This is a genomic window from Duncaniella sp., assembly GCF_029056165.1.
GTDB lineage: Bacteria > Bacteroidota > Bacteroidia > Bacteroidales > Muribaculaceae > Duncaniella.
In genome coordinates this window covers 49,751-69,569 of record NZ_JAIDBW010000010.1, presented here as the reverse complement: position 1 = coordinate 69,569, position 19,819 = coordinate 49,751, and the positions used below count along the sequence as shown (strand labels likewise).

Below are 19,819 nucleotides of genomic sequence, written 5' to 3'. Positions count from 1 at the left end.
GTGGTCTCCTTTCATTAAATAACATTTCTGCAACCCGATGGAAAGCCGGTGAGGTCATAAAAAATAATAGATTTCAGTAACTTTCGCTTTTTCGGTGCAGGGTGTTAAAACTTTTTAAACCTCCGCTATGGCATGAACAGGAGTATTCGGGAGTAAAGTTACGAAAAAATCTTCATAGTTTCGGTCTGCTCCGCTGTCGGCGGAATATTCGCAGGACATCTAAGGAAGAAGTTATCAGAAATAAAAACAGATTGTAGAGCCTACGCAAGCGTAGATCCTACAATCTGTCTAATTATCTTGTTATACCCGTTCAGGGGGTAATCCTGTGGAAGTCAAGGCGCAGAGCCTTAGTCGTCAGGAATGGATAGTCAGGATGAACGATGTGCCTGATGCGACGGACGGATCGAGTTCGAGCGAACCATTGATCTTTTCGGCACGGAGTGCGCAGATGGGGAGACCGAGACGGTCACCTTCGGCGAGATCACACTGCGAGGAGAATGGTGTGAAGAGATCTTCGCGTTCGGCTTCCGGGATACCGGGGCCGGAATCAGTCACGATAAACTGATGGACTTTAGCTCCGCGTTTTTTGTATGTAAGGGTGATCTTACCTCCTTCGGGTGTGTATTTCGCTGCATTTTCGAGCAGGTAGCTGAGGATTTTCTCCACCTCCTCCGAATTGATTTTGGCTTGACCCTTTGTGCCGTTGAGGGTGATGATGGCGTGAGGCTTCAACTGCGGACGGACTTTTGCCGCGATGGTCTCGCAGAAGGAGTCGAGGTTGACATCCGAGAGCGAGTCGCCGGTCTGCTGATCGGAGTTGGTGACATCCGAAAGTTCGCCGATGCGCTCCACATATTTCTGAATATTCCTTACGGCAGGATCGGACTTGTCGAGTCGTTCGAGTGTCGGGCGCATCTGTGAGGCCATATTGTGAAGGATGGCACTCTTGGCCGCGCTTTGGGCGTTGGCAGCCTCGACTGATTTCTTCATCTTGCGATTCTTGGAGAGTATCCTGAGATAAAGGATCACGCCGATTGCGAGGACGGCAAGTGAGATGACAAACAGGGTTACAAAGAGGATGATGAGGCCGGTGCGGGCAGCGATCGTCCCATCCTTGTCAGCGATGGTGTCCTGCGAGGCGGCATATTCTTTTTTGACCTTTGCAAGCTCGGTGTCGGCGTTGGCAGCCTCGACAGAGTCGGTCCATTGGTTGTACTTTTCGTAAGCATGGTTCACTAATCCGGCATCACGGGCACTTACTGCACGGTCTATGATGTCATGGAATGCCTTGTCGGTCTTGGCATTGTCATTGCCATCCTCAATCTCTTTGACAAGACGGTTGATGCAGATGTCGCCTTTGGCATCCTGTCCGGTTGAATAATAGTGCTGGGCCTCATAGAAAAGCATATCGGAGGCAATCTCTTTCGTTCCGTCCTTCTTTGCGTATGCAGCCATTCGGTTCAGGGCCTTCAATGCCGATTCGGTGCTGTTGAAACGACGATATGTGTCATAGCGGGCTCTTTCGATCATGTAACGTGCTCCGGGCAGAGAATCCACGCCGACTCCGGCGGCCGAAAGTGCTTTCTCGAAGTTTCCGATTAGACGGAACGCACCTTCATAGTTATGAACATCCGCACAAGCTTTGGCCGCTCCGGCAATTGACTTTGCCGCCGGAAGATACTGTTTGTTAGCCATACTTGAATTGTAGGCTTTCATGTGGGCGTTCAGCTCACTCTGACTGTCAGCCCACATGCCGAGGGCTGCAAACGTAAGGGCAATCGCCAAAGTAATCAGTCGTCTCATAATATAGAACAGTTGAATAGTTGCTTGTTTAAAAAACGTGAAAACAGTAGTGGATAGTACGTGAGGCGGAGAGTTTATTTATTAACATTTTATAGCGGTTGAAAGTTTAATGCCATGTTTATTAACATTCGGGGTGAGTTTTCAACATTTTAACACGTTTTGGGTGTTGAGGGTGTGGCTATTAGCAATAAATTTTGTTACTTTGCATAAAGAAAACATCGATAATAAAGACCTTATGGGTAAAATCATTGCTATCGCCAATCAGAAGGGCGGTGTAGGAAAAACCACGACAACGATCAATCTTGCAGCTTCGCTTGCTGCCGAAGGGAAAAAGACTCTCATCATTGATGCCGATCCGCAGGCCAACGCTACTTCGGGCTACGGTATCGACCCGAAATCAATGGCTTCGTCTATTTATGAATGTCTCGTTGACGATTATCCTGTTGCCGGTTCGCAGGTTTCGACCTGCTGCGAGGGCCTTGACCTCGTCGGCTCGCGCATAGATCTCGCCGGTGCGGAAATCGAGCTTATCAACAAGCCTTCACGCGAAAATGTCCTCAAAAGAGCCATAGGTCAGGTCGTGGATATGTATGACTACATCCTGATTGACTGCTCTCCCTCGCTCGGACTAATCACCGTCAACGCCCTCACTGCCGCTGACTCCGTGATCATCCCTGTCCAAGCCGAATATTTCGCCCTTGAAGGAATCACCAAGCTCCTCAACACCATACGTATCATCAAATCAAAGCTTAATCCGGCTCTTGAGATCGAAGGCTTCCTCCTGACCATGTATGACGCGCGTCTGCGTCTTGCAAATCAGATCTACGAGGAACTGAAAGGCCATTTCGGCCCGATGGTATTCGACACGGTGATCCCCCGCAACATACGTCTGAGTGAGGCACCGAGCCACGGACTTCCCGCGATCCTCTACGATCCGATCTCACGCGGCGCGACTTCACACATAGCCCTCGCCCGTGAGCTTATCTCGAAAAATTGTGCGAAAGCTTCGTGAAAATGCTGTATAATAAGATTATATATTGGAATTCGGTAATCCAATACATGTATAATTAAGAAATAATGCCAAATCTATACGGTTTTTAACTGATAGGATGTTGCATTAATCAACGCAATATCCTATCTTTGTGAAATGTCACGTATGATGTCTATACGTTATCTGGAATGCTTGTCCGGCGGGGCGTTTGGGACATGGACATTCGTGCCGGGCTGGCGTGTGGCATCTATATCATCCGAGGTTCTGACGGAACAGCACTGAAAGAATATATCAGATAGCAATCTGCAAAATAATCACCGATTTAGCTAACTGTAATAAGCCATGACTACACAAATTATTGACTCTTCAAATAGCCATGAGGCGATCAGCCTATTGAGTAAAGGTGGAAAATATTTCATCATTGCTACCGAGGTAACATTTCCGATAGGGACTACAAAGATTGGAACTCAAAGTGTCCTTGATTTCAGGGGTGGGTGTTTCAAAGGCACTCAGTCCGCTGAAGTTAAGATTGAAGGGAATCAGATAATTGCCGGTACTTATGGGATTTTCCAAGGTCTCAAGGTTTCTGGACTTGCGAATTCAAGGGTACTTGCAGAATGGTTCAAGCCCGTCTCAGGAGTGAAGGGAGATGAAGAGTACATCAACAAGGCTATTGAGGCGGCTCACGAATGTCCGGTGTTTCTTGAGAATAGGACATACACTCTGAATAATCCGATCACTTTCTCTCCTTCAACCGGAAATAATGAAACGATAAGGAGAACTTTTATCTGTCCGGGTACGCTTAAGGTAAACCATGCCGGGCCTGCTGTTGATGTTAACTGTCATGGAACCAGTATTAAAATTAATAGGATCATAGGTACCTCCGCTCCAAATGGTAAGGAAAAATATCAGGGGCAAGGCATAAGTATCACTGATTATGTTGTCCACGCTGATATAGAAGTCTATGATATGAAGCTGCTGAACCGGGGGTTTAATATTGTCCCTGATGCGACTCGAAAAGTTGTTGATGATGGGCAGCTTCCGCCGGTTGGAGTACAATATTGCAGGTTTAAATTCGGTACTATTTTAGCGGATTATTGCTTTTATGTTGATATTTATAGTAAAGCAAAGACTTTGCCTGTACCGGCAAACGGTTCAACGAGAATTTCCAATTGGTTCAACGAGAATCAAATTTCAGGTTCTGTCATGATGGGTCTTAACGGTATATATATGGTTGACCCCGAAGATGTTTGGATGAATGACCCCAATATAAATACTAATAAGATTAATTCAGAGATGAATGGTCTGGTATTTGAGAACATCAGCTTTGAACATCTTACCGGTTTGCCTGTGAGGCTACGTAGATTGAATATGTGCCGGTTTCTTAATCTTCAGATGTCCAATAATTTGCCGGGTACTGACGAGGCTAATAAGGATCCTTATGCTACATGGATTGATTTGAAGAATATTGATAATGTGGAAATGACCTTCAATTCCTATATCCATCCGAATCATATCAAGGCACATGACAATTGTAATAATAGCTATATAAGGGGTGATGTTGTCGATGATGAATCATGGTTCAGGAATCATTTTGATACAATTGGTATTGATGTGCTCTATGATGTGAATAATGCAAAGAAATCACAGTTATATGCCACCAGTTCCATACAGCCATATAATATGAGTGGCAGTATAGTCGCTATGTCTAATACGGAAAAGACTATCAGGGATATTTTACCACACGTCAGAAGTACTGTTTCGGATGCGAGCCAGAATACTGATTTATGCGTTCTTCCGTCATCGCTTAATGCGGTAGTGAAGCAGGGAGTGACGTTGACGCTTGACATATCAGGACTTATGAAATTTGCCCAATGCATATATACAGTCAATGCTGATATCGCACTAAACGGAGTGTTGCGTTTTAAAACGTATGATAATATAAGGATAGTGGGAGGAACCTATTCTTCTGGTGGTATCTATACAAAGGATGTTATCGTCGGAGGCTTGTATCAGCTTCAATGGACGTCAAATTGGGAAATAGAAATAATCAGGATAGCACATTAAAAAATTATCATGAATAATATCATAAATAAGTTTTATCGTTCAAGGCTGTGGATTATCGTTCTGTCATTGTCGTTGTTTGTAGGTAGCCTGCATGCATTCGATGCCTCCATGCCCACGGCCTTCGTTGACGGAATTCGATACACGGTGCAGCTCTATGATAGAGAAGACGCCATCGATATTCGACGTTATGGATTTGAGCGTCATGTGGGATATGGTGTTATTGCACCTGATGGACGTGCGTTTTCCAATTGGAATGACTATGTTTATGTCACTAAACAGAATCGTTCCTATGGACATAATACCCCATGGTATGAAGCGTCAGAAGATACAATGCTCCTGAAGCCACCTTATTATGAGGGGGATATCTATATTCCTGATTCGGTCTATATGCCGTACGGTCTGTCATCATATAATGTTAAACGAGGATACAAATTGGTATTGGGTTTCTTCGGTTTCGGTAATAGCCTTTTCAATGAGAAACTTACATCCATAAGGACACCGGTCTATGGAACCATCGGAGGAGTATTTGATGGTTGCATTGGACTAAGGAAGACACAGATCGGAGCGTCATACCGGCTGGGGCCATCAGCCTTCAGTGGCTGTACAGCCTTGGACACAGTGATTTTTGAACATTCACCACTAATAGAAGATAAGGCCTTTGAGGGGTGTCATAACATCAGGACCATCCGGATGGAATCGGCACCGCCTACTTTCGCGTCGCCAAAATTACCACCGCAGGCAGATCCCTCAACGCCCGTAGAGCCGCTGAAAATCTTCGAGCCGGAGGTTTATGCACAGGCGACACTCTACGTTCCGTCGGATCAGTTGGAGACCTACAGATCCGCCCCCTACTGGAAGGATTTTTCCCGGATCACGACTCTTGATCACTACTATACGAGTCTCGAAGGAGTCATCGCGGATAGCGAGGTCACGTATGATGTCTATACGTTGTCCGGAATGCTTGTCCTGCGGGGCGTTCCGGACATGGACATTCGTGCCGGGCTTCCGAGTGGCATCTACATCATACGAGGTTCTGACGGAACAGCACGGAAAGAATATATCAGGTAGCAAACATCATTAAAACATCAACTCGGAAGTAACATGATCATCCGACACATTTCGTCAGGACAGAATATCAAGTCGATACTTGCTTCTGTCAATACTTACTTTATTGTAGAGAATGATATAGTTCTCGGTGGTGAGAAGTATGTATTGGGAGCTGGAAGCGTCATTGAATTTTCAGGAGGGAGTTTTCGCGGTATTACCGGGTCTTCGTTGGATCTTAATGATGGCAGCATCATCGCCGGTGCGTATCCTATTTTTTCTAATCTGGATGTGTCTGGATTCAGTAATTGTAGTGTTCGTGCGGAGTGGTTCAGGAATTATGAATGTAAGGATGGCGATCAAATCCATATTAATCTTGCACTCATTGCTGCACGCGGATGCCCGGTTGTACTCGAGGCAAAAGACTACATACTGACAGGTCCGATTGTATTTCCGGAACTCCCGGATTCAGCAAGATCTACACTGATATCACCCGGAAAGCTGATAATTAAGGATAATTTAGGTGTTTCCGATCCGGTTGCCATAGATATAAATGTCAGCAACGTGCTATTGCAGATTAAGAATATAGAGGGCTACAATAGATATTATGATGAAGGCCCTAAACATGACGGGGAGGATTATGGCGGGATAGGTATCAGATTGTCCAAGGAGGTTTATAACGTGGATATCGATGTCTATTCTTTGGGTGGACTGCACAGAGGTATTGAGATCTTACCCGGCAACGGAGGAGAGACATCTGTTGGGATTCAATATCTCAATATAAGATTCCAGCGCATATATGCGGATTGTGGTATCTATATTGATATATTCAAAAATAGCAACAAGTATAGGACTACGTGGTTTAGCCATGCCAACATTTCAGGTGGTAGGTTGCAGGGATATCATGGAATATATTTTGCAGATCCATCTGTAGGTAAGATTGATGATAATGAACGTATCTCCAACCTAAAGTTTATAAATATCGGTTTTGAGGAATTGTATGGAATACCTATACGGCTGCGTAATTTGATTCATGTAGAGTTTGTGCGTATCCGTATGGCTGAAAGTCTCTATAATTACACATGGATCGATATGAAGAATGTAGCATGGGTTCGCTTTTCGGTTACCGGTCTTTTTGATCCTGTACATTATGTCGCGGATGGTGAATGTGACAATATAATCATGAGAGGACCTGTAATTGAACGTAGGGACTGGAATCGTGATTCTTTCGATATGATTATCATAGATTCCCTTTGGAAAGCTCCGGAGATTTCAGGTCTGGCAGGCTTATCTGCGCCACAGATGGTTGTAACGAAATCGATTCAGCCATATCAGATGTCTAAACTCGTTGAAGAATCACTTAATTTAAGGGAGCTGTTTCCTGAAATTGACAATACCTATGATGGGAGGATCGCCAAGTTCTCTGTTTTGCCAAGGATTCTGCAATTTAAGGTAAAGGGAAAGAAGGTCATCAATTTGTCAGGATTGCGTAATTTTACCCCATGTATCTATTATTTCTACGCAGATATTGCGGAGAATGGTGAACTTGAGCTTAAATCCGATGATAATGAGGGAAATAGTAATATGCCGACAAGATTTGTTGAGAATCTTGATTGGAAAGAAACCAGACCTTCTGTCTCGATAAAAGAAAGTGGGCTTTATCAGATGATTTGGAGCGTATCTTCAACGCCGCCGACAAATAATGAAGCCACCAAGTGGGCTGCCTGTGTCCTAAAAGTCGGATAACGAATATTGGATATTGAAATTTCAGGATAATAATACTATATAAACAATTAAAATAAATATTGATAATGTTTCCAAAACGTCAGGCTCTTGGCCGTGGACTCGACTCGCTTATCGCTATGGACGATGCCCCTGCCCGCGGTACATCTGCAATCAACGACATAGAGGTTTCAAAAATCTCTCCCAACCCCGATCAGCCCCGCACGCTTTTCGATGAGGAAGCTCTCGAAGAACTCTCACGCTCCATCCGTGAACTCGGCATAATCCAGCCTCTGTCACTGCGTAAGACTGGCCCTGACACCTATCAGATCATTGCCGGAGAGCGTCGTTACCGTGCGGCCAAGATGGCCGGGCTCACCACCATCCCCGCCTATATCCGTACAGCCAATGATACGGAGCTGACCGAGATGGCTCTCATCGAGAACATTCAGCGCGAGGATCTGAACGCCATCGAAATCGCTCTCACCTTCAAGAAACTTATCGAGCAGTATGATCTGACGCAGGAACGCCTCAGTGAGCGCATCGGCAAGAAGCGCGCCACGATAGCCAACTTCCTGCGCCTCCTGCGTCTGCCGGCTGAAGTGCAGCTCGGTCTGCGCGACAAGCGTATAGACATGGGCCATGCACGTGCGCTCCTCAGCATCGAGGACCCTAAACTGCAGTTGCGTCTCTACGAGGAGATTCTCCGTCAGGGTCTTTCCGTAAGAAAGGTCGAGGAACTTGCCAAGAAATATCAGCAGGCGGCTCTTGAGGGCAAAACTCCTGTCGAGGAGAACCGCCGTCTGTCAAACAGCGATTATGATATTTTAAAAAATCATCTTTCACAGCGTTTCTCGACCCCGGTCAAGCTCACATGCGATGCGTCGGGCAAGGGAAAAATATCATTTTCTTTCCGCGATGAGGCGGAACTTGAAAGATTAATTGCTATCTTTGACACTGCAAAGCAGTGAAAAAGCCCGGACATCCGGCATGGATCAGATATTGGTTTGTGCCGAATAGTCTGAATATCAGTTGTATAAACCACAGATGCACTCAGAAGCGGAAAAAGAGACAACCAACATAAGACCTCTCGTGAGCGTGCTTGTCGGCATGATGTTTATCGTGCTGACATGCCCTTTTAACATTTTTTCTGAAACTCCCTCTGCTCCTGTCCCGGCGAGTGCCGTCACGGACTCCACCGGGGTGGTGCGACAGCCTGTGAAGCCTAACCGTCCGGTGCGCCCGACACGCCGTTCCACCTCTCCGATAGCATCTTTCCCCGACAGTATCATTGTCGGACAGACACCGCTTGACGGGCCGGCCGAAGTTGTGCTCGACAGTGTGTCGTTTGCCGGTGATTCCGTAAGCATGGTGCCGATAGACAGTCTTGCCGTCGTCAACACGCCGCTGTTCGCTACCGGAGATTCGGAAAAGAAATTCACCTTTAACCCTGACCCGACAAAGGCCGTGTGGATGTCGGCACTGTTTCCCGGTCTCGGACAGCTCTACAACCGCCGCTATTGGAAACTCCCGATGGTGGTCGGCGCGTACATGGGACTCGGCTATGCCACGAACTGGAACAACACCATGCTCCGTGACTACACGCGCGCCTATTCCGACATCATGGACAACGATCCCACCACCAAGAGCTACATGGATTTCTTCGCTCCGACCGTCAAGGAAGAGGATCTCGACAAAAGCTGGCTCACGGATCTTCTGCGCAGACGTAAGAACTATTACCGGCGCAACCGCGACCTGTGCATCATCTGCATGATCGGTGTCTATGCGGTCGCCATGATCGATGCCTACGTCGATGCGCAGCTTGCCCATTTCGACATCACGCCCGAACTCAGTGTCGATATCGCGCCTACGCTTCTTCCCGGCGAAAGTTCGGGACGCTTCTCCCTGCCGAGCGTCGGGTTTTACTGGGCCCTCAACTTCTGAACTCTCATCATTCTCTCAACTCTCCACCAGTCATAGAAATACCATAAAAATGAAGAAATCAATCATTGCCACAGTGCTTGCCATCGGAATCTCGACCTTCGGCGCCGCAGCTGCACGGTCGATACTCGATATCAAGCAATCTATAACTGACGACAATATAATCGCTCCTGAAAGTTTCGAGACACAGACACGTCAGCTGGAAGAAAATTTCTATATCCGCAACTATGTGGTGCCGGGCGTGGATCTCGGCGAAATCAGCAAGGCCACTCCGGCTGAATATGAGCAGCGTCTCAAGGTGCTCCCGACGGAGATCGAGTTGCCCTACAATTCGATCGTCGGTAACTTCATCGACATGTATCTCAACAAGAAGCGTGGACTTGTGGCCGACATGATAGCTCTCCACAGTTATTATGGCCCTATTTTCGTCGAGGAGCTGGTCAAGGAGGGGATGCCCGTCGAGTTGCAGTATCTTCCGGTGATCGAGTCGGCCATCAACCCCAATGCCATCTCGCGTGCGGGTGCGGCCGGTCTCTGGCAGTTCATGCCGGCTACCGCCAAGGGGCTCGGTATGGAGGTCAACTCACTCATCGACGAGCGTCGTGATCCGCGTCTGTCGTCGCGCAACGCTGCCCGCTACCTCAAGCAGCTCCACGAGATTTACGATGACTGGTCGCTCGCCATCGCCGCCTATAACTGCGGCCCCGGCAATGTCAACAAGGCTCTCCGCAGGGCAGGTGAGGGCAAGAAGGATTTCTGGGAGATCTACCACTACCTTCCCGCCGAGACCCGTGGATATGTGCCGGTATTCATCGCGGCCAACTATGTGATGAATTATTTCAAGGACCACGGCATATCGCCCACCATCATCAAGCGTCATCTGACCACCGACACCGTCGTGGTGGATAAATACGTCCATTTCAATCAGATTGCAGCCGTGCTCGATATCCCTGTGGATGAGATCCGTATGCTCAATCCCCAGTATCTTAAAGATGTTATCCCCGGCGACTACCGCCCCTACACGCTCACCCTCCCCACGCAGCAGTGTCTCAGCTACGTCATGAGCGAGAAGCGTATCGTCGATTATGACAAAGAGCTTTATGCCCGTCGTAGCCACGTCGAACCGGGTCAGACATCCACCGGTGCGGCCGATCCGGTCAACGACAAGGGATCATCCAATCTCGCCAAAGCAAGCCGTCAGACAGTCAATGCCGACACCAACAACGAGCTTGCCCAGACGCAGGTTGCCGAAAGGATGACGGTCAAGACCCACGTCGTGAGCCGTGGCGAGAGCATCCGCGACATCGCCCGTCAGTATGGAGTCTCCGCTACCGACATCAAGCGTTGGAATCAGCTCCGCCGTGGCAAGGTCAAGGCCGGTGACAGCCTGCGCATCGAAGTGTTCGAGCATGTCAGCCCGGAGAACATAAAGGTCGTGGCCGCTTCCGAGGTCGCACAGGTGACCCCGCAGCAGCTCCACGAAGCCGTCAAGGAAGATCCTGCGCCCGCCGCCACTGCCTCATCATCCGCCAAGACCACTGCGAAAGCAGCCGCCGCACCTGCTAAAACCGCGACTGCGAAAAATACTACCGCAAAAAATACCCCTGCAAAAGCCGCCTCACCTGCAAAAGCCGCCGCGCAGCCGACATCCCATAAGGTGAAGAACGGCGATACACTCGGCAAGCTTGCGAGCCGCTACGGCACCACTGTCGCAGCCATTCAGAAAGCCAACGGAATGGGATCGAGCACAAACATCCGTGCAGGGCAGACCATCAAAATCCCCCCGCGCACAGCCACCGCCAAGAAATCCACCACCCGCCGTCGTCGCTGATCGCCACTGCGACAGCCGGCCATACGGATTCCACATGCACCCGATTCAGAATTCAATGGCATTGCGTATGATGGTGTCAAAATTCAGCGGTGTGGCATTTACCCGTGTCAAAATTCAATAGTTTGTAGGGCCTGCGCTCGCGCTGGCCGAGTTCCGTGCGATAATTGCTGATTATCGTTAATGCCTGAATCTCGGCCAGCGCGAGCGCAGGCCCTACAACCGGGTTGGAATGGACGTATTTATCCACCATGACGGCGGTTTTGACACGGCATCAACGATAATATTAATTATCACCATGTCACCTCCCTCCTCTTTTATCTGCCTGCGCCCCTGATTTATCTCCGGATTGACGGTAACTTGCTTATTTTCAGGTGGTTTATGAAAAATATGTGAAAAATTGCAAAAATTCTTTGTTCGTATCGTAAAATTGTCTTACCTTTGTCCACGTCATAGTGGTACGTCCATTAGACTTTATAAATGAGCATCCTAACGCTTGTTCGGATATATCACTCCACCTACTTTGACAAAACGGTCGATAAAACCGGCTTTAATTGTTGGCAAATTCTTAATAAAATAAATAATTAACCTCGTATGCCAAGCTTACATGTTCGGATACCTGTATCTCAGACGGTACTTATGGAGAGCCCTTTAGCCCTTCCCGACAACCTTGTCCCGAATCGGAGCGGCATCGGGCACGAAGTTCAGGCTTCAACTTCAGTCAGAATTTACAGGAATATCACATCCCATATTATGAGTCTTAAATTTCTGGCCATTGCCTTGCTGGGGACATTCTGCGCGTTCAGCGCATCAGCCCGCGACATTGCCGTCAAAACCAATCTGCTTTACGACGCGACCCTGACAATCAACGTCGGGGGTGAAGTTCAGATCGCTCCTAAATGGAGCTTCGATCTGTCAGGTAACTACAATCCTTGGACACTTTCCGATGGTAAGAAGTGGAAACACTGGCTCGTGCAGCCTGAGCTCCGTTATTGGTTCTGTGAGCCTCTCGGCGGACATTTCGTGGCTGCTCACCTCCTTGGTGGACAATATAACATGGGTCACTGGGGTCACGGTTTCAAATTCCTCAACAACGACGCGCATCCTCTTGCCGACCACCGCTATCAGGGTTGGTTTGCAGGTGCGGGCATAGCCTACGGCTACAGCTGGCTTCTCGGCCGTCACTGGAACCTCGAAGCTGAGATCGGTATCGGATGGGCCTACACGCGCTATGACACATACGAATGTAAGGGCTGCGGTCGCAAGATCCGCGCCAACAAGGCCCACAACTACGTCGGCCCGACAAAAGCTGCCCTGAGCCTCGTCTATGTGTTCTGACAACCGACTGATGTCACCTCAACAACTCATAACCAATTCCCCAACCCCAACTCACACCACCACCCATCGAACTTATGAGAAGCATTTCATCACTGCTCATGGCCTTCGTGACCTTCGCTGCACTCGCAGCTCCTGAATCGGTGACCGTGTCCAACCTCAACGTAGAGCGTTCCGAATCCACCCTTCTCGTCTCTATGGATCTCGATGCCACCGGCGTCAAGGTCAAGAGTGACCGCGAGATAAAATATATGCCCGTCATCACTGACGGTGTCAACCGTGCCGAACTCCCCACCGTCACCGTCGCCGGACGCAACCGCTACATCCAGAACCTCCGCCACTCCTCCGTCCAAGCCCCGTCCGTCATCACCCGTCCCGGTTCGGTCGTCGCCTACTCCGCCTCCGTCCCTTATCAGCAGTGGATGCAGGAATCGCGCCTCATGCTCCTCGCCGACGAGTGTGACTGCGGCCTCATAGCCGGAGTCGCCACCGAGCAGCCCCTGACCGACATCGACTTTGTCGAGCGCAAATTCACCCCGACGTTTGTCTTTGTCACCCCCCCCGCCGAACTCGCCAAGACCCGTTCCGTCAAGGGATCGGCCTACATTGACTTCCCCGTCGGCCAGACCGCCATCCGTCCCGACTACCGCCGCAACCCTGAGGAGCTCGCCAAGATCCGCTCCACCATCGGTGTTGTCAAGGACGATCCCGACTCGCGCATCACCTCCGTCTCCATCGTCGGCTATGCTTCGCCCGAAGGATCTTATGCCGCCAACGAACGCCTCGCCCAAGGACGTGCGGCCTCGCTCGCCGAATATGTCCGCAGCCTCTACACCCTCGATTCCGGTGTCATGCACACCTCGTCGGTGGCTGAAAACTGGGAGGGCCTCCGTGACTACGTGGCTCATTCGTCGCTCCCCGACACCACGGCTCTTCTCGCCGTCATCGACGACAGCTCGCTTGCCCCCGATGCCCGCGAGTGGCGTCTCAAAAAGAACTTCCCCAAGGAATACGCTTTCCTTCTTGCCGACGTGTATCCCGGCCTCCGCCGTTCGGACTACACCGTCGATTACGTGATCCGCTCCTTCGTCACCGTTCAGGAGATAAAGGAAGTCATGGCCACCGCGCCTCAGAAGCTCTCGCTCAACGAGATCTATGTTGTGGCCAACTCCCTCGACCCCGAATCAGACGCCTACCGCGAAGCCTTCGAGCTTGCCGTCCGCATGTTCCCCAACGATCCCGTCGCCAACCTCAACATGGCTTCCATCGCCCTCGGACGTGACGAACTCAACGCCGCTCAGGCTTATCTCGCCAAGGCCGGCGACTCTCCCCGCGCCACCTACGCCCGCGGAGTCCTCGCAGCCAAGCGCGCCGACTATCCCACGGCCGTCCGTCTCCTCAACGCGGCTGCCTCTCAGGGCATCCCTGAGGCCACCGACGCCCTCGGCCAGCTCCGTCTCATGAAGGTGATCGACTGACACGACCGGTCCGGTTCCCCTCTCTGTCCCCTCTCCAAAAATGCTTGATTGGAAAAAAAAGCTACAATAGTCAGACCACTCTCAACGTAAATAATTAACCTTTCGTCTGACACCTCTCTCCTCATTTTTAAGCACTCTCGGTTATAAATAATTAACTTTAACATTCTGACGGGTCTTTCTACCGTTAACTCCTCTCTCTGACGTATATTGAAAGTTGAATAATTAACCAACATCGATAATTAACCTCATCGAAAAAAATAATTAACCAAAGGATAATTAACCTATAAACCAATTTTTTAACCAGATGAAAACATCTAAATTTTTCTTAGGTGCTCTTGCTGCCTTCTCACTCGGCACATTGGCATCCTGCTCCAGCGACGATCTCGTTGTGGACAATCCGGTTGCGGAAAATGATGAGACCCGCTTCATCTCCATTCAGATCTCTGCTCCTTCCGGTACAACTTCGCGTGCATTCGAAAATGGTTCAAGCAACGAAAGCTACATCGACCGTCTTGACTTTTTCTTCTATGACGTGAACGGCAACCCGACATCCAGTCCTGTTAACATGGATATTAATCAGATCAAGGCAGAAGTAGATGCCGGAAACGCATTCTTCCCTGATGCTAACACGTCGGGTAATAATGTGACCCGTATATTTACAACTGTAGTTCCTGCCAACCTTACTCAGGGTCAGAACCTCCCCTCGCAGGTGATCTGTATTGTCAATGGTCAGGGTGACAACATGACTGAGCTCAAGACTAAGACTCTTGATGAGCTCGTTGAGTTGGAGCGCGATTATGTGCGTACCGGTAATTATTTCAGAATGTCGAATTCCGTATATTACGGTCAGAACATCCTCACCGGTCAGGCCAACCAGCGTCTCTGCGCTACCCCTATCAACGCTAACACACAGCTCTTCGGAACAAAAGATGAGGCTCTGACGGCTGTAAAGAACAGTCAGGATGACGACGTGAACAACGATGGCGCACTTGTAGATATCTATGTAGAGCGTCTCGCTGCAAAGGTAGGTCTCCAGATGGCAGCAGAAAACGTCGTTCAGAATTACACGCTTACTAATGCTCAAGGAGGAGGAGATGTAACCCTTACATTTGTACCTGAATACTGGGCTATGAACGCCACAGACAGGACCGTATATCTGACCAAGCGTTATGGTGTGGAAAATGCAGATGGTTCTGTCAATGCTACTCCTAACTATAACGATATCAATCAGGCTCTGACTAGTGGAAGCACCAATCCTTGGTGGAATGATCCTGCTAACTTCCGTAGCTACTGGGGTACATCTCCTTCCTATTTTGACAATGAGTATCCTGATGTGTCCGACGACGTGAATGACCTTAATGGTTATACGCATGAGTATTCAGTGAGATACAGAACATACAATGAGATTGCCGCACAGGCCGCACGTACTGATGCTGACGCAGGTATCGGTGGAATCGGTAAGCAGGCTCTTGCAATTGGTGAAAACGGATTCACTCTTGGATCTGGTAATGCCTCTCTCGGTGAAACTGCTGTTACAACCAGCACCGGCTATATCTACGCATTCGAAACCACTGCATCACGCCATCGTATCAATGATGTTGCAAACAACAACCCTGCTGCCGTAGTGGCTTCTGCTGTTGTCGTAGGTAAGTACAGCGTAAACGGAGTACCCGTCGCAGCTAATCAAGCATTCTATATCGACCGCAATGCCGGTACAAATGGAACTTATTACGCAAATGCCGATCTCGTAAAGGCTCAGCTTGCTAATCGTCAGAGAATTGTTTTCACAAATCAAGATGGAACAGGACGCCTTGGTGCTGGCGACACTCGATTCGTAATCAAGCACCCTGATCTGGCAGTACGTGAAATCGCCGGTACTAAACTTGCCGGTCGTCTTGTGACACTTCAGCTTAGCGATAATCTTGCCGGTGACCCGATTTATTTCTTCCATCTTAATGCAGACGGAACTGGTAACTACCAGCAGGTTACGACCGATAATCTTGATGAAGTAAATGCTCAGCTTCTTGGCGTGGGTTACATGGATATGTTCAATGAGGGTCTCGGCTTCTACAGCGTTCCTATCCGTCATCTTAACTGGAATGACAACCTTTATAATGCTACCACAGGCTATGATTGGGCCAACATGCCTTCAGGTGCTCTCGGCGTAGTGCGTAACCACGTTTACAACATCACAGTCGATCGCATCGCTGGTCTTGCAACTGCTCTCCGTTCACCCGAACAGCCCATCGTTCCCGCCAAGGATGAGGCCAACCAGTACATCGCTGCCCGTCTTAACGTCCTTGCTTGGAATATAGTAAATGAATGGCACGTTAACCTCTAATCCTCCCGAAAAAGGTTTCTTATTAACATAATTCCATTTTCAAATCATGGCGGCGGGGCGCAGTCCCTGCGGTTGAGGCCCCGCCGCCATAATTTTTCTAATGAAAATTCGGCCCGCTGAATTTTCATCACCCCTCTCCATCCTCCTAAATTCCCCGCACGGGTCACCTCCGCCCATACGACAGTCGGAGATGCCTGAGCCACCTGAATCGAAATTACACCGACTCCCGCCCGGAGTCCATCAATATATATATAACCAATCCCACGCCCCGATGCCGCCCCTCACGTGCCGGCGCATCCATGACGGTAATATCATTACACTAATTCACGATGAAAAAGAGCATCCAAGCATTCTTTACATTTTCTGCCATAGCCGTTGGCTCTCTTATGAGCTCGTGCCACATCTACGAGGACGAAGGTGACTGCTCTGTCCACTACCGTGTGCCCTTCACCTACACGATGAACATCCTTAACGCCGATGCCTTCTCATCGCAGGTAAGCTCCGTCACCCTCTATGTGTTCGACTCTCAGGGTCACCTCGCGCTCACCAAGACCGAGAGCGGCGCAGCCCTCTCGACCCCCGGCTACGCGATGGACGTCGAGCTGCTCCCCGGCCGCTACACCATGCTCGCTTGGTGTGAAGGCACGCCTGCCTATACCCCCTCCACCTCATTCACCATCGGCGGCGGCGGTTCGCCCTTGGCGGTGACCGAGCTTTCGGCCACCCTCCCGCTCCTCGGCGATCCCTCCGCGCTCTATTCCGACAAGGACATCACCCCGCTCTTCTATGGCTACAAGGCCGATATCGACTGCCCCGACACCTACGGGACTGTCACCCTCCCCGCCATAGATCTCATCAAGGACACCAATGTCATCAACATAGCCCTCGAAAATCTCGAAGGCACTGAGATTGCCGCCGACGCGCTCTCGGTCAGCATCGAGGCCGACAACAGTCAGATGAGCTGGACCAACGCCGTGACGGGCGACACACAGTTTGCCTACCGTCCGTGGTCAGTCACACTGCTTTCGAGCGAGCGCGGCGACGCATCGCGTGCCGACGGCGATGAGGGCACTGGCGAAGGTGAGGGCGAGGGCGACAACGGTCCTGCCGTCAACCCCGTCACCGGTATCCTCGCCGAACTGACCACCGGACGCCTCATGGCCGACCGCAAACCCATGCTCGTGGTTCACCGCAATGTTGACGACAAGGAGATCATCCGCCTCGACCTCATCAAGCTCCTCTGCATGGTCCGCGGACATTTCGGCAACTGGTCCGATCAGGAGTATCTCGACCGTCTTGACCGCTACACCATGACTTTCTTCGTCGATGCCGACCTCAACTGGTATTCGGCCCAAGGTATCAACATCCTTGGCTGGAAAGTCGTGCCCCCGCAGGACGTAGAGTTCTGATTTACATCATTGTGATACAACACTAAAGAATATCCTGATTCCTGTTTTCCACATCTGCATACGATAAGCCTTATGCTACAAACTCATAAACGTCTGCCGTTCCTTTCCGCCTGCCTGTCAGTCATGGCAGGGCTGCTTCTCGGCGCATGCGTCAACGAGGACACTCCCTGTCCTCCTGACCGTGATCCGAACGCTGAGAAAGGAGTGACGCTTGAATTCTCGATGGTCACGCGCAATGCCTCAGGCAGAGGATCGCGCGCACTCATCGAACCGACCGCCGGAACTCGTGAGGTCGGCACGGAAGCTGAAAATTATCTTGACCTCGACAATCTTATCTTCCTGCTCGTTGACGATCAGCAGACAGTCATCCGTGTTTTCTCCCCCAATGTCACACCGGAAGAGAATAGTCGCTACGCCAAGTACTCTGTCCGCGCTTTTATCAACGATAAATACTTCCTTGATGCTGAGCCGGGTGGCAATCTTACTTTCTCGATAGTGGTCATCGGCAACTATAGCACGCTTGATCCGCAGAGTTTTGCCTACCATGCAGGTCAGAAGCTCTCCGAAGTATTCGCTTCCGCCACTGTCGGCACTTTCGCAATGCCTGTCAGCAATAACTGGATGAATAAGTGGATTCCATCAATGTTCGGTACGGCCTACACGGATGCCGCCGGAGAGTTGATAGAAGGCATGACACCTGCCCACATTCCCATGTCCGGCATGCACACCTATACCGTCAGCACCGACGATCTCCTCGCAAGCACCGTCAACAGACCGTTCAATCTCTCCGCTGATGCTAATGGCTCCGGAGACATCAATATGCTCCGTGCGCTCGCCAAAATCGAGATCGTTGACCGTATCGGTATCGGTACAGGAACTACTACTACTCAGCCTGACAGGACAGAACGCAGCTGGGTCGAAAAGGCCGAACTCATAGGCTATACCACCAGAGGCTCTATCCTCCCGACCTTCACTCAGTGGAACAGAGGGTCACTTGAGACACAGTATGTCACCTCTACCTCCGTTCCGGCTTCGGCCACCTACTTCGGAGCAGAGCCTGCTAATGCCCAGCTCACCATTAACGGTAGAGCTATCAATTTCTTTGATGATGCGGAAGCTACGGAGGCCCGCGAGGATGGCTGTCGCGTATTCTCCTGCTATCTCACCGAATACAATCCCGCAGACCGTGGCACGGCCTATCCGATGTGGATTCGCGTCACCGCTTCGAGTCCTGCTCCTGAAGGAGTCACACCGACGTCAGCCCTCTATCGTCTTGATGTCTCAAGCTACACCAACGGAGTCCCCGGCACCCCCCTGTCAATCCTCCGCAACAACATCTACCGCTACGAAATCAACGGCATCGCTACCGTCCTTCAGCCCGAACTTATAGTCAATGACTGGGAGTCGGAAGAGACGGTGTGGGACTACAACGACAATCCCGGTATTGCAGATGGAGGTTATCTGGAATGGTCTGCCGAACAGCTCGATATTACCCGCGATCAGGCTCTGATTATCTATCGTACGCCTCTGACAGGAACATTTACATTTTCTGAGCCTGTCGGCGGTGAGTGGATAGCCGCCTTCGTCCCGGAGGGAAATACTGAAAATGATGCTTTCATGTTCTTGGATGCCGATGGAAACAAAGTCAGCACCATATCCGGTCCGATTGACGGTTCAGAGGCCACGATCCGTATAGTTGCCAACTATGATCCGGGTAACGATAACCGTCGTGTCCGCCTCCTCTTCTCTGTCAGGACTCCGGATGGCCGTACAATTTCCGCAAACCTTCTCGGAAGTGATTATGGACGTAACACCTACTTTACCATTCAACAGAATGCAAGACTCTAATTATAGATGACA

The 19,819-nt window shown here is 50.0% G+C and carries 14 protein-coding genes; 12 read left to right on the top strand and 2 right to left on the bottom strand.

The window, feature by feature from the left end:
• Positions 1 to 354: 354 nt before the first annotated feature.
• Entirely contained in the window at positions 355 to 1,803 is a 1,449-nt protein-coding gene (locus K2G41_RS01830) for a HAMP domain-containing sensor histidine kinase (protein ID WP_300113598.1), read from the bottom strand.
• A gap of 235 nt (positions 1,804 to 2,038) precedes the next feature.
• On the opposite strand from K2G41_RS01830, the gene K2G41_RS01825 reads away from it, so the two are divergent.
• From K2G41_RS01825 to K2G41_RS01795, 7 genes are all read left to right on the top strand, one after another.
• Positions 2,039 to 2,815 (top strand): AAA family ATPase, encoded by a 777-nt coding sequence (locus K2G41_RS01825; protein ID WP_300113595.1) that lies wholly within the window; start codon positions 2,039 to 2,041, stop codon positions 2,813 to 2,815.
• 321 nt (positions 2,816 to 3,136) lie between these two features.
• Positions 3,137 to 4,861 carry a hypothetical protein gene (locus K2G41_RS01820; RefSeq protein WP_300113592.1) on the top strand — a complete coding sequence of 575 codons (1,725 nt, stop codon included), beginning with the start codon at positions 3,137 to 3,139 and terminating at the stop codon, positions 4,859 to 4,861.
• A gap of 690 nt (positions 4,862 to 5,551) precedes the next feature.
• Positions 5,552 to 5,929, top strand: a complete 378-nt coding sequence (locus K2G41_RS01815; protein ID WP_300113589.1) for a hypothetical protein — start codon at positions 5,552 to 5,554, stop codon at positions 5,927 to 5,929.
• Positions 5,930 to 5,962: 33 nt separating this feature from the next.
• Positions 5,963 to 7,651, top strand: coding sequence for a hypothetical protein (locus K2G41_RS01810; RefSeq protein WP_300113586.1), 1,689 nt, complete (start codon positions 5,963 to 5,965; stop codon positions 7,649 to 7,651).
• A gap of 62 nt (positions 7,652 to 7,713) precedes the next feature.
• Complete coding sequence (locus K2G41_RS01805) at positions 7,714 to 8,598, top strand: ParB/RepB/Spo0J family partition protein (RefSeq protein ID WP_300113664.1); 885 nt, start codon at positions 7,714 to 7,716, stop codon at positions 8,596 to 8,598.
• Positions 8,599 to 8,674: 76 nt separating this feature from the next.
• Positions 8,675 to 9,571, top strand: a complete 897-nt coding sequence (locus tag K2G41_RS01800; RefSeq protein ID WP_300113583.1) for a DUF5683 domain-containing protein — start codon at positions 8,675 to 8,677, stop codon at positions 9,569 to 9,571.
• Between the two features lie 49 nt (positions 9,572 to 9,620).
• Complete coding sequence (locus K2G41_RS01795; RefSeq protein WP_300113580.1) at positions 9,621 to 11,399, top strand: LysM peptidoglycan-binding domain-containing protein; 1,779 nt, start codon at positions 9,621 to 9,623, stop codon at positions 11,397 to 11,399.
• 76 nt (positions 11,400 to 11,475) lie between these two features.
• Here the strand turns inward: K2G41_RS01795 and K2G41_RS01790 are convergent, their stop codons facing one another.
• Entirely contained in the window at positions 11,476 to 11,649 is a 174-nt protein-coding gene (locus K2G41_RS01790) for a hypothetical protein (RefSeq protein WP_300113577.1), read from the bottom strand.
• A 500-nt stretch (positions 11,650 to 12,149) separates the two neighbouring features.
• On the opposite strand from K2G41_RS01790, the gene K2G41_RS01785 reads away from it, so the two are divergent.
• The 5 genes from K2G41_RS01785 (at position 12,150) to K2G41_RS01765 (ending at position 19,807) form a co-directional block, all read left to right on the top strand.
• Complete coding sequence (locus K2G41_RS01785; RefSeq protein ID WP_300113574.1) at positions 12,150 to 12,734, top strand: DUF3575 domain-containing protein; 585 nt, start codon at positions 12,150 to 12,152, stop codon at positions 12,732 to 12,734.
• 74 nt (positions 12,735 to 12,808) lie between these two features.
• Positions 12,809 to 14,209, top strand: coding sequence for a DUF3868 domain-containing protein (locus K2G41_RS01780; protein WP_300113571.1), 1,401 nt, complete (start codon positions 12,809 to 12,811; stop codon positions 14,207 to 14,209).
• Positions 14,210 to 14,513: 304 nt separating this feature from the next.
• Positions 14,514 to 16,550, top strand: coding sequence for an Mfa1 family fimbria major subunit (locus K2G41_RS01775; RefSeq protein ID WP_300113568.1), 2,037 nt, complete (start codon positions 14,514 to 14,516; stop codon positions 16,548 to 16,550).
• A gap of 329 nt (positions 16,551 to 16,879) precedes the next feature.
• On the top strand, positions 16,880 to 17,959 hold the full coding sequence (locus K2G41_RS01770) for a FimB/Mfa2 family fimbrial subunit (RefSeq protein WP_300113564.1): 1,080 nt from the start codon (positions 16,880 to 16,882) through the stop codon (positions 17,957 to 17,959).
• Between the two features lie 72 nt (positions 17,960 to 18,031).
• Positions 18,032 to 19,807 carry a hypothetical protein gene (locus K2G41_RS01765; RefSeq protein WP_300113561.1) on the top strand — a complete coding sequence of 592 codons (1,776 nt, stop codon included), beginning with the start codon at positions 18,032 to 18,034 and terminating at the stop codon, positions 19,805 to 19,807.
• Positions 19,808 to 19,819: the final 12 nt, after the last annotated feature.

What these genes read in the sequence shown, in the direction of transcription:
- K2G41_RS01830 (WP_300113598.1), bottom strand. Translation starts at nt 1,803, where the DNA reads ATGAGACGACTGATTACTTTGGCGATTGCCCTTACGTTTGCAGCCCTC.
- K2G41_RS01825 (WP_300113595.1), top strand. Translation starts at nt 2,039, where the DNA reads ATGGGTAAAATCATTGCTATCGCCAATCAGAAGGGCGGTGTAGGAAAA.
- K2G41_RS01820 (WP_300113592.1), top strand. Translation starts at nt 3,137, where the DNA reads ATGACTACACAAATTATTGACTCTTCAAATAGCCATGAGGCGATCAGC.
- K2G41_RS01815 (WP_300113589.1), top strand. Translation starts at nt 5,552, where the DNA reads ATGGAATCGGCACCGCCTACTTTCGCGTCGCCAAAATTACCACCGCAG.
- K2G41_RS01810 (WP_300113586.1), top strand. Translation starts at nt 5,963, where the DNA reads ATGATCATCCGACACATTTCGTCAGGACAGAATATCAAGTCGATACTT.
- K2G41_RS01800 (WP_300113583.1), top strand. Translation starts at nt 8,675, where the DNA reads ATGCACTCAGAAGCGGAAAAAGAGACAACCAACATAAGACCTCTCGTG.
- K2G41_RS01795 (WP_300113580.1), top strand. Translation starts at nt 9,621, where the DNA reads ATGAAGAAATCAATCATTGCCACAGTGCTTGCCATCGGAATCTCGACC.
- K2G41_RS01790 (WP_300113577.1), bottom strand. Translation starts at nt 11,649, where the DNA reads ATGGTGGATAAATACGTCCATTCCAACCCGGTTGTAGGGCCTGCGCTC.
- K2G41_RS01785 (WP_300113574.1), top strand. Translation starts at nt 12,150, where the DNA reads ATGAGTCTTAAATTTCTGGCCATTGCCTTGCTGGGGACATTCTGCGCG.
- K2G41_RS01780 (WP_300113571.1), top strand. Translation starts at nt 12,809, where the DNA reads ATGAGAAGCATTTCATCACTGCTCATGGCCTTCGTGACCTTCGCTGCA.
- K2G41_RS01775 (WP_300113568.1), top strand. Translation starts at nt 14,514, where the DNA reads ATGAAAACATCTAAATTTTTCTTAGGTGCTCTTGCTGCCTTCTCACTC.
- K2G41_RS01770 (WP_300113564.1), top strand. Translation starts at nt 16,880, where the DNA reads ATGAAAAAGAGCATCCAAGCATTCTTTACATTTTCTGCCATAGCCGTT.
- K2G41_RS01765 (WP_300113561.1), top strand. Translation starts at nt 18,032, where the DNA reads ATGCTACAAACTCATAAACGTCTGCCGTTCCTTTCCGCCTGCCTGTCA.